14 protein-coding genes are annotated in these 14,764 nt (G+C 45.5%); 4 read left to right on the top strand and 10 right to left on the bottom strand.

Features of this window, described 5'->3' with window-relative positions; translation table 11 throughout:
* Window positions 1-106: 106 nt before the first annotated feature.
* The 5 genes from ACT29H_RS04230 to ACT29H_RS04210 all read right to left on the bottom strand — a co-directional run bounded on the left by ACT29H_RS04230 (window position 107) and on the right by ACT29H_RS04210 (window position 5,344).
* Window positions 107-1,207, bottom strand: coding sequence for an endonuclease/exonuclease/phosphatase family protein (locus ACT29H_RS04230; RefSeq protein ID WP_444820351.1), 1,101 nt, complete (start codon window positions 1,205-1,207; stop codon window positions 107-109).
* 11 nt (window positions 1,208-1,218) lie between these two features.
* Window positions 1,219-2,109 carry a rhomboid family intramembrane serine protease gene (locus ACT29H_RS04225; RefSeq protein WP_444820350.1) on the bottom strand — a complete coding sequence of 297 codons (891 nt, stop codon included), beginning with the start codon at window positions 2,107-2,109 and terminating at the stop codon, window positions 1,219-1,221.
* Window positions 2,110-2,118: 9 nt separating this feature from the next.
* Window positions 2,119-2,982 (bottom strand): rhomboid family intramembrane serine protease, encoded by an 864-nt coding sequence (locus tag ACT29H_RS04220; RefSeq protein ID WP_444820349.1) that lies wholly within the window; start codon window positions 2,980-2,982, stop codon window positions 2,119-2,121.
* Window positions 2,983-3,063: 81 nt separating this feature from the next.
* Complete coding sequence (gene mutL / locus ACT29H_RS04215) at window positions 3,064-4,935, bottom strand: DNA mismatch repair endonuclease MutL (RefSeq protein WP_444820348.1); 1,872 nt, start codon at window positions 4,933-4,935, stop codon at window positions 3,064-3,066.
* 79 nt (window positions 4,936-5,014) lie between these two features.
* Complete coding sequence (locus ACT29H_RS04210; RefSeq protein WP_444820347.1) at window positions 5,015-5,344, bottom strand: hypothetical protein; 330 nt, start codon at window positions 5,342-5,344, stop codon at window positions 5,015-5,017.
* A 158-nt stretch (window positions 5,345-5,502) separates the two neighbouring features.
* Between ACT29H_RS04210 and ACT29H_RS04205 the strand changes: the two genes are divergently transcribed.
* Window positions 5,503-5,727, top strand: coding sequence for a hypothetical protein (locus ACT29H_RS04205; RefSeq protein ID WP_444820346.1), 225 nt, complete (start codon window positions 5,503-5,505; stop codon window positions 5,725-5,727).
* Here ACT29H_RS04205 and ACT29H_RS04200 read toward each other — a convergent pair.
* Window positions 5,696-6,085: a hypothetical protein gene (locus ACT29H_RS04200; RefSeq protein WP_444820345.1), complete on the bottom strand. Its 390-nt coding sequence runs from the start codon at window positions 6,083-6,085 to the stop codon at window positions 5,696-5,698. The genes ACT29H_RS04205 and ACT29H_RS04200 overlap by 32 nt on opposite strands.
* Before the next feature lie 197 nt (window positions 6,086-6,282).
* Between ACT29H_RS04200 and ACT29H_RS04195 the strand changes: the two genes are divergently transcribed.
* The 3 genes from ACT29H_RS04195 to ACT29H_RS04185 all read left to right on the top strand — a co-directional run bounded on the left by ACT29H_RS04195 (window position 6,283) and on the right by ACT29H_RS04185 (window position 9,411).
* On the top strand, window positions 6,283-7,821 hold the full coding sequence (locus tag ACT29H_RS04195) for a YifB family Mg chelatase-like AAA ATPase (RefSeq protein ID WP_444820344.1): 1,539 nt from the start codon (window positions 6,283-6,285) through the stop codon (window positions 7,819-7,821).
* 128 nt (window positions 7,822-7,949) lie between these two features.
* Window positions 7,950-8,624: an inorganic pyrophosphatase gene (locus ACT29H_RS04190; protein WP_444820343.1), complete on the top strand. Its 675-nt coding sequence runs from the start codon at window positions 7,950-7,952 to the stop codon at window positions 8,622-8,624.
* Window positions 8,625-8,733: 109 nt separating this feature from the next.
* Window positions 8,734-9,411, top strand: a complete 678-nt coding sequence (locus ACT29H_RS04185; RefSeq protein WP_444820342.1) for a 2-C-methyl-D-erythritol 4-phosphate cytidylyltransferase — start codon at window positions 8,734-8,736, stop codon at window positions 9,409-9,411.
* Window positions 9,412-9,418: 7 nt separating this feature from the next.
* Here the strand turns inward: ACT29H_RS04185 and ACT29H_RS04180 are convergent, their stop codons facing one another.
* From ACT29H_RS04180 to ACT29H_RS04165, 4 genes are all read right to left on the bottom strand, one after another.
* A complete protein-coding gene (locus tag ACT29H_RS04180; RefSeq protein WP_444820341.1) occupies window positions 9,419-10,504 on the bottom strand; it encodes a 3-oxoacyl-ACP synthase III family protein in 1,086 nt (361 codons plus the stop codon).
* Window positions 10,505-10,520: 16 nt separating this feature from the next.
* The gene (locus ACT29H_RS04175; protein ID WP_444820340.1) at window positions 10,521-11,309 is read right to left on the bottom strand and encodes a UDP-2,3-diacylglucosamine diphosphatase; all 789 of its coding nucleotides are present in this window, start codon (window positions 11,307-11,309) and stop codon (window positions 10,521-10,523) included.
* Window positions 11,310-11,643: 334 nt separating this feature from the next.
* The gene (locus tag ACT29H_RS04170) at window positions 11,644-12,060 is read right to left on the bottom strand and encodes a DoxX family protein (RefSeq protein WP_444820339.1); all 417 of its coding nucleotides are present in this window, start codon (window positions 12,058-12,060) and stop codon (window positions 11,644-11,646) included.
* 60 nt (window positions 12,061-12,120) lie between these two features.
* A complete protein-coding gene (locus ACT29H_RS04165; RefSeq protein WP_444820338.1) occupies window positions 12,121-14,667 on the bottom strand; it encodes a cellulase family glycosylhydrolase in 2,547 nt (848 codons plus the stop codon).
* Window positions 14,668-14,764 lie beyond the last annotated feature (97 nt).

Below are 14,764 nucleotides of genomic sequence, written 5' to 3'. Positions count from 1 at the left end.
GATGGAACTCGCATGATCATTCGTTTATCCCTATCTTTTCTCCAAATATGCCGGCACCGGTGATGATCCTTTTAATAAACCATCCAAATGCACTTCGTGGCGCGTCTTATTCGTTCCCATCAACACGAATTATTGTGGATATGGGGTAATGATCAGAGAATTCAACCTTATATCGCTTAAATTCATAAGAGGCATAACCGGGATCGTGAAAAATATAATCAATTCTCAAGGAAGGGAGCCGTCCATTATAGGTTCCCCCAAAGCCGGATCCCGACTCCCGAAAGGCATCTTTTAAATGGCCTCTCATTCTTCGGTATACATATGAAATAGGAATATCATTAAAATCGCCACAAACAACCACCGGATATGGGGAATTTTTGATATGATTCGCTATTCTGTCGGCCTGCGAAGAACGCTGTTTGAAAGCCCGGGACATTTTCCGCATGATTTCCTTCAGGCCATCCTTCTGTCTTTGATCAAGCTCCAACGTCAGGCTATCGATCACGTTAAAATCCTGCGACTGAAAGCCTATCGATTCCAAATGGTTGTTAAACACCCTGACAACGGTTCCCTCGATATTCACATCCGTAAAAATCGCCATATTTTTACTTTCTTCAAAACTGAGCTTCCCCTTGTTGATGATGGGAAATTTCGAAAAAGTGGCGATACCATATCCTATATTCTGACCGGAATAATCCCGGTACTCCTGATGGGTATAACCGTACATTCCCAATCGCGCTCTTAAAAAATTAGGCAAATACCCTTCTTTTCGTCTGCTGGTAAAAAATTCCTGGATGCAAAGGATGTCCGGGTTAACCTCTTCAATAAAATCATATAGGCGGTACGGCATGCCGGGGAGATGGGAAAACTCATAAAAGTCGAACATGCGTACATTGAAGGTCATCACCTTCACCATGTTCTTACTTCCATTGGGAAGCTCTTCACCCCTTACCTGAAATACATTGCACCAATGATTCCACGTCAGGACCAATACAGTCAGGGGAATGACCAGATAGACACTTTTCCGAAAAATGTGGATAATCAGCATCAAAAAATTTAAAATCCACAATGCCGGAAACAGAAAACCCACCAATGCCAGAATGTTGATTTTTCCGGGACTAATATAAACGGGTGCCACCGAAACGATCAAAAATACCGCTATTGCGAGGGTTATAAAGAATGATATAGACTTAAAAAACCGTTTCAAACTGTAACTATTTAATTCTCCTGACTGGCTTTAAAAAGCAACTCTTTCTCCTCTTTGGATAAACTGTCGTATCCGCTGTGTTTTATCTTTTCAAGGATGCGATCCAGTTCTTTCTGCCGTCTCACTTTCTGAGCGTTATATTCCATATCGGTAAGAGGACGTTTGTAAGTCACTTTCATTTTAGAACGCCTTTCAAAAAGAGCTCCCGCGCGGTAGGCTACTTTATCGAAAAAGTTTCCTTTAATTTTTCCTTCGGTCAATCTCCATCCATAGTAAAGGCCCACAAGCGCTCCGCCAATATGCGCCAGGTGTCCTCCTGCATTGGCCATCCCCGGAATACTAATTAAGTCCACCAAAAAAGCGCCCAATGCCAGATATTTTAGTTTTACCGGGCCGATTAAAAACAGATAAACCACATGATTGGGATGGATCCTGGCCACCGCAAAAAGAATGGCCATAACAGACGCCGAGGCCCCCAATAATATAGCCCCCCCCGCTCCCGGATAGAATGCCGGCAACAGGTTAAAGGCCAAAAGATAAAAGGCTGCACCCCCCAGGCCGCCCCAAATATAAACAGTCAATAATTTTCCGGTATCCACAAGCTCCACGAATAAGCGCCCAAACCAATATAGATAAAGCACATTAAAAAGCAGGTGAAAAAAATCGTAATGCAAAAACATGTACGATATAAGGGTCCATGGCCGCCACATCAAAGCGAGAGGATTCGACGGAACCGATAACCATCCTATTAAGATCTGAACGAAAGCTGATCCGGCACCAAAAAGCATGAACGTCAGCTGCAGCAATTTTATCACCACAAACACACCGACATTAACATAGATGAGTTTGGTTAGGACATTTCCCTCCCGAAAAGAAGCCTTTATCTCATTTATAATGCTCATATCAGCTAATTAATAAAAATTTCCTTTGTTTTTCCAGTATTTGATAAGAATAAAGCCAAACAACATACCGCCCAAGTGGGCCCAGTGGGCCACATTGTCCATGGAAAAATTGCGGACGCCCATAAACAGCTCGATCAATCCGTAGATAATCACAAAATATTTGGCTCGGATAGGAATCGGCGGAAACAACAGCATGAGCTGTGTATTGGGGAACAACATGCCAAAAGCCAGCAAGATGCCAAAAACGGCCCCGGAGGCACCCACCGTTACAAAACTGTTGAGATAAGCTTCCCGATATTGAAAAAGATATTCTTTGGAAAGTGCAATTGCTTTCCCCTGATTGGTATTGACCACCTGATTATAGGCCTCGGCAAATTGGTCATATTGTTGCTTCATCTCATACGAGCGAATCTGAAGATGCTCATTCAAAAATACCTTTAAGGCTTCGGGCGATGCATGGTTCAAATAGTCGGTGATGGCATTGGTCATCGGCATCACCTCTATATACTGAGTGAAAATATGAACCACGGCTGCCCCGATACCCGTCACAAAATAATAGATTAAGAAGCGTTTGGTCCCCCATACCATTTCCAGCATCCGGCCAAACATAAACAGGGCAAACATATTGAAAAACAAATGGAAAAAGATAATGCCTTCCGCAGGTGAAAAATAGGCATGCAAAAACATGTAAGTTACCAGCTGAAAAGGATTAAAGGCTTCGGCCGATGGTAAGTGAAGCCCCAGATAATCTTCTATGGCTAAGCCAAAAGTACTGTAAAACACCAGACTGGCCACATAAAAGATCGCATTAATAATGATAAGATTTTTCACAGCGGGGGTCATACCGCCAAAAGAAGATCCGCCTAAATTCATGCTATTTTCGTCAACATTAACAAATTAAATACTCCCTCCATGCACCTTTTCGATGCCACCATGCCGGTATTGCGAGCCGATTCACCGGAATCGTTTTTCCAACTCCTCATTGTCCAGGATGGAGAAAACCGGTTTCCCGTCAGGTGTGTAGTTAGGAGCATTGCAAAGAAACAACTTATTAATCAATTCTGCCATCTCAATCTGACTCAAAACTTCTCCCACCGGCATACAGGCATTTTTAGCCATCACAACGGCTATTTGCTCTTTTATTTCCTGTTGAGGATCCACCTCGCCTCCTTTGAATGCATTCAGCAAAGCATCTATCACCTTAGCGGTACTAACATTTCTCAATAAAGAAGGTTGTCCTAAAATGGCAAAAGTGCGCTCCTCCTTTTCTTGAAGATCGAAACCAAACACGCGTAAATCGTCAACGATATCTCTCAACAGGATGGCATCATCCTCACTGAAAGAGACCTCCTCCGGAAACAAAGAGTGTTGAGAGGCAGAAGCTTCTGCATTAATATTTTTCAAAAAACCCTCATACAAAATACGTTCATGGGCGCGTCTCTGATCGATGATCATAATGCCCGATTTCACCGAGGTGATGATATATTTATTTTTCACCTGAAAATACAACGTCCCGGACTCGCTGTTTTCCCCAATCTCGGGAGCATCGGTATCATCGAGTCCATCGTCATCGGCATTTTCTTTGGAAGGAAGAATCAAAGCATCCACATTTTCGCCGCTGTGGTTGTCGGTATCGCCTTCAAAGCCTTCGTAGAGCAACTGCCAGTCGGACGGCATGGAAGGATTTCTGTTGTCCGACGAACGATATCCCCCCTCGGCTTCGAAGGGGTTGTAATCGGGATTAATATGAACTGCCGGTTCTGCAATCGGTCCGTCTTTCTTTACTGTGGGGATCTGAACGTCTCCTGCATCATCAAAATCGATGGACGGCACCATATTAAATTTTCCCAATGCTTCCCGTACGGCCGCCACAACGATCTTCCATACGGCTCGCTCGTCTTCAAATTTGATCTCAGTCTTGGTGGGATGAATGTTTACATCAATCAGTTCGGGATCCACTTCAAAAAACAAGAAATAGGGCGGGCAATGATCTGCCGGCACCAGGTTTTCATAGGCCACCATCACCGCTTTATGAAGATAGGGACTCCGCATATACCGATTGTTGACAAAAAAGTACTGATCGCCCATTGTTTTTCGGGCCGACCGTGGTTTCCCGACAAAGCCCTTAATCTGAATAAAGGAGGCATCCGTCTCCACCGGCAGCAACTGGGCATTGAAATGCATCCCTATGACGCCCAAAATGCGCTGAAGCAGATTGGATGGCGGCAGGTTAAAAATCGTCTGATCGTTATGAACCAATGAAAACGCAATGGAAGGGTTGGCCAGCGCGATTCGTTGAAACTCATTGACGATATGTCTCAATTCGGTGGCATTGGTTTTCAAGAATCTTCGCCGTGCAGGTACATTAAAAAAGAGATTCTTCACCATAAAATTACTTCCGGGGGCACAGGTCACGGGTTCCTGGCTTTCCACTTCTGAAGCGGCAATGAGAATTCTGGTTCCCAGTTCCTGCTCATGAGGACGGGTTTTGAGCTCTACCTGAGCCACCGCCGCAATGGACGCCAGCGCCTCTCCCCGGAACCCCATGGTTCGGATGGAGAAGAGGTCGTTGGCATGACGTATTTTGGAAGTGGCATGCCGTTCAAAGGCCATCCGGGCATCTGTTTCGGTCATGCCACGGCCATTGTCTATGATTTGGACCAAGGTGCGTCCGGCATCTTTGACAATCACTGCTATTTCGGTGCTGCCGGCATCCACGGCATTTTCGACCAACTCTTTAACGACGGAGGCCGGCCGTTGAATAACCTCTCCCGCAGCGATCTGATTGGCAACAGAATCGGGTAGTAATTGTATTATATCTGACATGGGATTTTCTTCTCTGAATATGTTTTTCCACTCAACTTTGCCGGTTCATTTTCAAACCATCCAATAAAAAAAGAAAGGGCTACATGAGAAACTGATCATACCATTCCCTGGCCGAATCCATCAAATAGTAAAACAAAACAAATAAAAAGATAAGGATAATGATCAGCCGCAAATTAGACTTTTTTCGTTGGCTTCGCGTCACCTCGAAATGCGATTTAATACGTCGACGCATTCCTCCTCGGATCAGGTCGCCATACCTCCGGGTCTCTTTATCCTCTTCGGATGAAAGCCCCATTTCTTGACGTATTCGCCGCTCTCTTTCTTCCCGCTTCTCCTTTTCTGCATTATAATAGATCGGGTCATATTGGAATTTCCGGTGATTGGGAAGTTTAAAAAATATAAATCTCATAAATTGCGCTTTTGTCTTACAAAAGTAATAAATCCTTTCCTCTTTCATCATTCAATGTGATTAAAGGAGAAAATTGATTCTGCCATGCGACAACATCGCAGACAAATCAACATTTTATCATCTCACCTTCAACTCATAACATCACCCTACAATAAAGGGTGGATCGCCCCCTTCCCAATCGCTTACGGGCAGCCCCCGGGGCTTCGCCAACCGCATCCATCCCCTTAAATATTCCGGAAGAGCAGGTTAAAATCTCCCCCGACTTTCTTCAACACCCAAAAGCAGCCATCACAAGTGCAGCCATGCACCCTCATACGGTAATAAGTCGCTTGCGAAGCCTACAAACAGACCTCAAACTAACAAAAAGTCAGTTGCCGCGTTAAAAATGCGATTTAAAACTGAACTCTTGTCACCTGCCGAGTTAAAAAGATTGCCTGCAACTGAAACCTTGTCATCTGCAGAGTTAAAAAGATCACCCACATCTGAAACCCTGTCAGTTGCAGAGTTAAAAAGATCACCTGCGACTGAAACCTTGTCACCTGTCGGGTTAAAAAGATCACCCGCGACTGAAACCCTGTCAGTTACCGAGTTAGAAAGATCGCCCGCGACTGAAACCTTGTCACCTGTCGGGTTAAAAAGATCCCCCGCGGCTGAAACCCTGTCAGTTGTGGCGTTAAAAAGAGCTATTGCGATGAAGAAAAGACGGCTGACAGAGTAAGAAAAATGGATTAAATCGCCCAAATACATAGTTGTTTAGTCAATCCATCCGCTGTTAGACACACGGGCACAATTGCGAAACTAAAAAACAACCATTGGAGGGGCCATTATCTTAGTCCAGAAAAATGGAAGGGGTAAAAGGAGGGGCCTCAAAATTCTTCCCTCGCCACTTTTCCTAGTCGATAATTTTTAATTAACTTTCTGTTTAAAAAACTCGGACCATGCTTGTTAAAACTTTTGGAGCTGCTGTAACAGGTATTGATGCCATCACCATCACCATTGAAGTCAATGTGACCCGCGGCATCCGTTTTTTCCTGGTTGGATTGCCCGACAATGCGGTAAAAGAAAGTCAACAGCGAATAGAATCCGTATTCAAAGAGACGGGCTATAAGTGGCCGGGGAAAAGAATTGTTGTAAACATGGCACCTGCCGACACCCGCAAGGAGGGTTCTGCCTATGATTTGCCCATCGCGGTGGGCATACTGGCAGCAGATGAACAAATCCCATCTTCCCGCATCGGTGCCTATATGATGATGGGCGAGCTCTCTCTCGACGGCTCTGTTCATCCGATAAAAGGCGCCTTACCCATTGCGCTCCAGGCCAAGGCGGAGGGTTTCAAAGGCTTTATCGTTCCGCAGGCCAATGCCCGTGAAGCAGCGGTAGTAGAAGGCCTTGAAGTTTATGGGGTGGAATCATTCAGCGAAGTAGTGGATTTTCTTGCGGGGCGCCAATCGCTCAATCCGGAGGTGGTGGATCCCAACGCCGAATTTCTCACCGACCAGGCCCGCAGTGAAGTTGATTTTGCGGATGTCAAGGGACAGGATACGGTCAAAAGAGCGCTGGAAGTAGCAGCGGCCGGTGGGCACAATGTGCTGATGGTAGGTCCACCCGGCTCCGGCAAGTCCATGTTGGCCAAGCGCCTGCCCACCATTCTCCCGCCTCTTTCTCTGGATGAGGCCCTGGAGACCACTAAGATCCATTCGGTGGCGGGAAAGCTGGGCGGACACGTCTCCTTGCTCACCCGTCGTCCTTTTCGGTCGCCCCACCATTCCGTTTCAGATGTGGCACTGGTAGGGGGCGGTTCCTATCCCCAGCCGGGCGAAATTTCTTTGGCCCACAACGGGGTGTTGTTTCTGGATGAGCTGCCGGAGTTTAAAAGAAGCGTTCTGGAAGTCATGCGTCAGCCATTGGAAGATCGCACCATTTCCATCTCTCGGGCCCGTTTCAGTGTCGACTACCCCGCCAGTTTCATGCTGGTGGCCAGCATGAATCCCTGCCCCTGCGGCTATTACAACCATCCCGAAAAAAAATGCGTTTGTAGTCCGGGAGTGGTTCAAAAATATCTGAGTCGCATTTCGGGGCCCCTCCTCGATCGGATAGACCTCCACATTGAAGTGGTGCCCGTTCCGTTCGACCAGCTGGCGGACCTGCATAGGGCGGAAGACAGTAACACCATCCGAAGGCGGGTCATAAGAGCCAGAGAGATCCAGTCGGAACGGTTCAAAAAAATTAAAAATGTTCATTGCAACGCCCAAATGAATACCCGACTGCTGAGCCAATATGCCACTCCGGACGAGAGCGGACAGGCCATCTTAAAAAATGCCATGGAAAAACTCGACTTGTCGGCCAGAGCCTACGACCGCATCTTGAAAGTGTCGCGCACCATAGCCGATCTGGAAGGATGTGAAAACATTGAAGCTCATCATGTAGCGGAAGCAGTTCAATATCGAAATCTTGACCGTTCATCATGGGGCGGATAAGACTCTTTTATTAACTTTGTCACTTTTAAAACAAAAATGCCGGATAGTTTTTTAATTTATTTACCTTCGGCAAACAGAGGACACCTTTTCTCAATAGAGTTATGACCAGAAAAAAAACTGATCGAATTATGTCGGCAAACAGCTTAATGGATCCAATAGGAAGACTTATGGGACTAAGATACAAATCACATCCGTGGCACGGGATCGATATCGGCGAAAAAGCGCCCGATATTGTCAACTGCTTTATCGAGGTGGTACCCACCGATACCATCAAATATGAGATCGATAAGGTAAGTGGTTATCTGCGGATCGATCGTCCCCAAAAATATTCCAATGTAGTACCCACCCTTTATGGATTTATTCCCCAGACCTATTGCGGCAATCTGGTGGGCAAGCACTGCGCTGAGAAAACCGGCAAAAAAGAGATCAAAGGAGATGGTGATCCGCTGGACATCTGCGTCCTCACCGAGAAAGACATCACCCATGGCGACATCATTGCGGAGGCAATCCCCATTGGAGGCCTAAGAATGATTGACGGCACTGCCGCCGATGACAAGATCATCTCGGTGCTGAAAGGGGATGTGGTGTATGGAAACTTCTCTGACATTTCGGATCTTCCGGAGCTGGTGCTTCGCCGGTTAAAACATTACTTCCTCACCTACAAGGATATGCCGGGCATGAACAGGGAATCGGAGATCACCCATGTTTACAATGCGGAAGAAGCCAGAGAAGTCATTAAATTATCGATCAAAGATTATGAATCCCGGTTCGAAGATTTGAGAAATGCCCTGTCCAGTTATTAATCCACTCATGGGGGAAAACGGGTAAGTTCATTTCTCGAAATAAAAAAATACTGAATTCAATCAACGATCCGAATCGGGTTCATCTTTGCACACCTTATAGCTATTCTTAATGTCGTTAAAGCAGTGTGTTATATTCGTCGCGGGAGGCCGAGGTCTCAGGATGGGAGCAGACATTCCCAAGCAGTTTATGATCGTAGCCGGAAAACCAATATTGATGCATACGATCGAGAACTTTCTGAATTGGAAGCAAGACATAAAGGTGGTGCTGGTACTTCCGGAAGATCATTTTCCCTATTGGGAATCTCTGTGTCGGGAATATAACTTCACAGTAAAATACCATCTGGCTCCGGGAGGAGATACCAGATATCAAAGTGTAAAAAATGGCCTGAGACATGTTGGCGATTCCGGGCTTATCGCCATTCACGACGGTGTGCGTCCGTTTGTTTCGCACCAAACCATTGAACGTTGTTTCAATACTGCCGAAAAAGAAGGAGCTGCCATTCCGGCTTTAGAGGTGGTGGAGTCACTACGAAAAACAGATAAAAACAATCCGACCCAAAGCATCAGTCTGGAACGATCCCTCTACAGGACCGTCCAAACGCCACAGGTATTCCGGGCCTCAATTCTCCGGGAAGCTTATGAGCTCCCCTTTAATCCGCACTTTACCGATGATGCTTCGGTGGTTGAAGCGGCCGGACATGAAATCTCCCTGGTGGAAGGGAATCGTGAAAACATAAAAATCACCTCTCCTCTGGATCTAAAGGTAGCGGAAGCTTTATTGGCATAATGCTTTATCAGGGCATCCGGTAGATAAAGGCATTAATATTCATTCCAGCCCCCACGGAAGTCATCATCACATAATCCCCCGAGTTGATGTGGTGGCCTTCCATATTTCCTTTTACCACAAGATCATATAGGGTTGGGACGGTGGCCACGCTGCTGTTTCCGAAAGTACGAATGGTCATGGGCATAATGCTGTAATCCACTTCCTTAGTGCCATACAATCTGAAGATACGTTTCAGGATGGCCTCATCCATCTTGGCGTTGGCCTGATGAATCAAGATCTTTTTCACCTGCGATAAATGGAGATTGTTACTTTCGAGGCATTCCTGAGCCACGAGCGGGACATAGGTAAGCCCGTAATTATAGACCTTTCGTCCCAGCATCTTCACATATTTCATTCCGTGCTTCAATTCCGGATTGTAAGAGTCGCCTACGGTTAACAGATCAAGGTGTTCTTCAGTATCGGTTCTGGACACATGCTTCAGGATCCCCACGGGCTCGGAACTCTCTACGGCCTCGAGCAATACGGCCCCGGCCCCGTCGGCAAAAATCATGGCATCCCGATCATGGGGGTCCATGGCCCTGCTGAGCGTATCGGTTCCTATCACCAGAGCACTTGTTGCATCTCCCGATTTCAGGAAATAATTGGCCTGAATCATGGCCTGCGTCCAGCCCGGGCACCCGAAGGTGATATCGTAAGCCACTGTTCCGGGATTCTTAATCCCCAGTTTTTTCTTAATGCGTGAGGCCAACGTGGGCATGATATCGGGATAAAGACTACCGCTTTCCATATCACCCATATTATGGGCAACGATGATATAATCAATTTTCTCACGGTCATAACCGGCATCTTTAATGGCTTCTTCAGCAGCAAAAGCCCCCAGATCAGAGGCGGTATGCGTTGATTCGGCCAGTCGTCGTTCGGAGATATCGGTAATTTGCTCGAACTTAGTAACAATCTCTTCACCGGAACTTTGGATCGGTGTTCCATCTTCATTCAAAAACAATCGATCCACAAAAGCACTGTTAGGCACTGATAAAGGTGGCACATAACTTCCCGAACCTTTAATTACCGAATATATCTTTGAAGGTCTCATAATTGATTGCTTAATGTTAATAATGGAAATGTTTCAACCCGAATGTCTCCCCATCCCATACGGCATAGGTAAATAGACGCACCCAATCGCCCAAATAACAGACCCGACTGCGTTCCCCAATGGGCAGATCGATGGCCACGTGTCGATGACCGAAAACAAAAAAGTCGAAATGTTCATTTTTCAGCTTCTCTTTGGAAAATTTCACCAGCCATTCCCCTTCTTCACCCTGAAATTTGGCCATCTCTGAATCCTGGTTACTCTCTCTGCTTTTGCGCGACCAAAAACGGGCCAGAGCGACTCCCCAGTCGGGATGCAGCCAACGAAACAATCGTTGGGCAGTACGATTGGTAAAAACAGCTTTCAGGCGTTGGTAGCCTTTTTCATCTGGAGTTAAGCCATCTCCATGGGCCAAGAAGAATTTTTTTCCGTAGAGCGTTGTGACATAAGGTTTGGTATGAACAACGACCCCGGTTTCACGCGGCAAATAATCAAAAACCCAGATATCGTGGTTGCCGGTAAAAAAATGAACCGTGATACCGGCATCTGTCAATTCACAAAGCTTTCCTAAAAAACGGGTATTTCCTTTGGGAATAACATGTCGATACTCGAACCAGAAATCAAAGATATCGCCCATGAGGTAAATCTCACCGGCATCTCCTTTTATTTGGTCGAGCCATGCAACAAACCTTTTTTCGTGTTCACGAAAATCTTTAATGGTTGGTGCCCCAAGATGGACATCAGAAGCAAAGTATATTTTTTTATTCTGCACCAAAACGGAATTACCAATTCTAAATTCAGCGGGCAAAGATATCTTTTTTTAATTGGATTCTCCAAAAAGCCTATAGAGTAATAGCCCTTTATGGATTATTGAATTATTTGGTTTAAAATTCAAATTGCCCTACAACCATAAAAATGAGACCATATAATACCAATCGGACCATTGCAATTTTACAAGATACATAATATAAACATAAAAAAAACAGGTTGCCCGGAAATTTTCCGGAGAACCTGTTCCTAATCGTATCGCATTAATTTAACCGAAAAGATTCCCAAAAAGTCATTGGATTAATTCTCACAAAAGTCATCTACAAAATATCAGATAACCCATTGACAGGGTTTAAATCACTCATACAGTCTTCTTACCTTCGGCCGGCAATGGCATCCACCGAATATTTTCCGGAGCCCAGGAAAAAAGTTCCTGCAAAGCCGAAGAGGAAGATTAACGCAAACTCTTTGCTGGCCCCTCCCGTTGCGGCAAATAATGGATCGGCCGAATGGACAAGAAAAGCAGCAGTGGCCATGGTAATCATTAACGGAATGGAGGCCAGACGGGTCCTCAGCCCAATGAGTACCATAATTCCGGCCACAAACTCGGCCAGAATGGCCAATACCAGATTAATGGTGGGGCTTATTCCGAAGAGCGCAGGAAACTGAATATTCCCCGATAAAAGCATTTGAAGCTTACCCAATCCATGCCCAAAAGCGATAAAAAATCCAAAGCCCAGGCGCAATACCAGGGCGGCCAAGTCTTTTTCTTGTTTAAATATGGTTCTCATAGATATGTTTTTAAAATGTAATGCTACAAAAAAACTAAAAACTGGTTCTTTTGTTCAAAGTTACTCAAGCCAGATCTTATCCAATCGGAATTTTAGGTTTGAAGCTTCCCTGTTTTTGAGCGAAACTTGAACGCATTCAATGTCATTAAAATCAAAAGACAAACCATGGTCCACGTCTGCAAAGTAGGGAAGAAAGGTCGGAAAAGCACGAGGCACCAGCGCCAGTTTCCCGGGCTGCATGGTTTGAAGGGGGATTTTGTATTTCTGATCTGAACGATCCAGTTTAATCCTTTTACTTCTAACGGAACCGCTTCGTGTTATCAAGGAAATTTCCAATTCGGGCTGATCGTCCCCCAGGTTCTGTCCTTCAACCATCAAATAACCTTTTTCATTTAGAAGATGTCTGAAGCCCTTTATGTCGTCGCCAAAATAATATTTAAAGGTATGAAGCGGCAAGTCATCCTTCCCCTGTGTTTCAGGCCATGCTATTTGGTATAGGAGATAATCTTCGTCAAATGAGGGTTTCAGGTCGACGTTCCCCACGCCGTCAGAAAGGGTTCGAGACCAATGCGTTCCAGCTTTCCAAAGGAGAATTGGCGTGGTGGCCGGCAAAAAATCTATATGAAAGGTATTCTTCGCAACAAAATCCCAATCATCCGGTTGACCGGCCAAGTTCGAAGGGTAAGTCAACCAACGATTCTCTTCTGTTTTTATTGAGATAAAATAGTCTAACCTTCCTGCATGGGTCAATTCTGCCGGTATCAGTGCCTGAAAGGTGTTGCCTCCTGTTTTGAAAGCCGAAATTTCGAAGGGACGCCAGCGACGTTGAATAAAAACCTTCACCTGTTTCGGCAATGGTGAGGCAATAATTTCAAAGGATATGCATACAGAATCTGCCACCATTGCCTTGGATGGCGTCAGGTTTTTTATGATGATCGTGTCAAGGTTGGTATCAGGCGCCACAAACTCCTTGATGAGAATGTTTTTGTAGGAATCGGTCGGATCAATCTTCCTGTTTGCCTTCTTTGCTTTAAGGATGAATACGCCCGGTGAAATCATCCATTTTCCATTGACGCTTTTCCATTCATTATTGGCGGAAGGTGCCAATTTCTGAGCCGAAAAGTTTTCGCCCAAATCGGGAAGTATAATTTGCATCTCATGTAAGGAATGATTCACCGCGGCTTTTGGATGATTCGGACTAACCGGAGAATAAGGATCGTCCAACCAGTAAGCATCGGGCATAACCTCGAGTCGCCAAACGCCGTCCTCCAATTTATCAAGGAAATAGGCGCCCGTCCCGGTATATTGAACCAGTGGTGAGCATCCAAATCCGGCAATTTCCTTCAGATGGTCGGGCGCAGGAGGTTCGGAATGGGTGTGGTTGGAATAGAAAAAACGGGTTTCCGACAAATATTCCGCCAGATCCGCTTCATAATTGACCCTGAAGCCCTCAAATCGCGTGTTTTCGGGATAGCTACCAAAATCCTTCTTCATAGGCACTTCATGAAATACGGCTGAAGCAATTTTCAGACTAATGGCCTTTTGTGGCGCATAAGGCAAGCTCATAAAATGGGTTCCGTAGTTGGTGTTATAAGGTGCCAAAAACATGGCATCGTAGGCAAACTGAGTGGCCAGTTGAAACCCCGCCACCCTAAAGCTCCTCGCCATTGCGGGATAGATATAATTACCGGCCACATCGGCCGGATCAAATTCGTAAATTATTTTGGCCTTGTTTTGAAATCCGCGATGTCCGGCAAAAGGAAGAACATATTTATCGACATAGGGAAGAAAGTTTCCCCTAAGTGCATGACCGGCCACCAACCCGGAAGGATACCACTGGAATGTTCCACCCTGAATATCGGCTTCCAGATAGGCATCCACCAAATGGATACTGTGGCTCATGTTATAGAAAATCGGTTTTTGTGTGCCGGTATGTCTCATGGCCTGCACCATTTTATTTATGTATTCCCGAACCGCCTCTTTCGGTTGATTGTGATGGGGCTCATTGGAAATTTCGAAGGCAATCACATCAGGATCCTCTTTATAAGCCAATTCGGTATAGGGATTCACATGGTTAATAAATTGTTTCAGATAACGTTGCTGAGCAATTATGGCATCGGGATTGGTCAAGCAGGCCGCTTTCCCGTACCGGTGGGAAAAACCGGGGGTCTCCTCATCGGGCTCCGGCCAGCCATTCCCCCAAAAAGCAATTGGCGTAATAATAAATTTCATTCCCCGTTTTTTCATCTCCTTTATGGCAAAATCAAAGAGGCGTAGATGTTCATTCTCCAAAAGATTGCCAACGGAATCGGAGATTTCGGTATCCCACACATGCACCCTAAAAAGATCCAGGTCCAGACGGGCAAAGTGATAAACATCCTGTCTGATCGCTTCTTCATGCGAAATCCCCATCCGCTTGGCCATACGAAAAGAATGTGCAAAGGGGACCGTATAATTGATACCGAAGCCATGGATTTCCGAACTGTCGTTACTCCATCGCAGGATGCCTTTTCCATCCACAAAGGCGTGGCTATTATTTTGAGCAAGGAGAGAAAAAAAAGTGAAACCATTCCAAATCAAAATCAATACAAAAAGTTTAGTTCGCATGAGGATAATCTTTTAGAAGATTATAAAACCCCTGACAAAAAGGTTGGGATGTCAGGGGTTATTGTTTGAGAAAAACACTACAATCCTTACTGTAAGT

This window comes from Thermophagus sp. OGC60D27 (assembly GCF_052400625.1).
In the GTDB taxonomy this organism is placed as follows: domain Bacteria; phylum Bacteroidota; class Bacteroidia; order Bacteroidales; family Marinilabiliaceae; genus Thermophagus.
The sequence above is the reverse complement of the archived record's forward strand: the minus strand, read 5'-3'. Positions and strand labels throughout refer to the sequence as shown.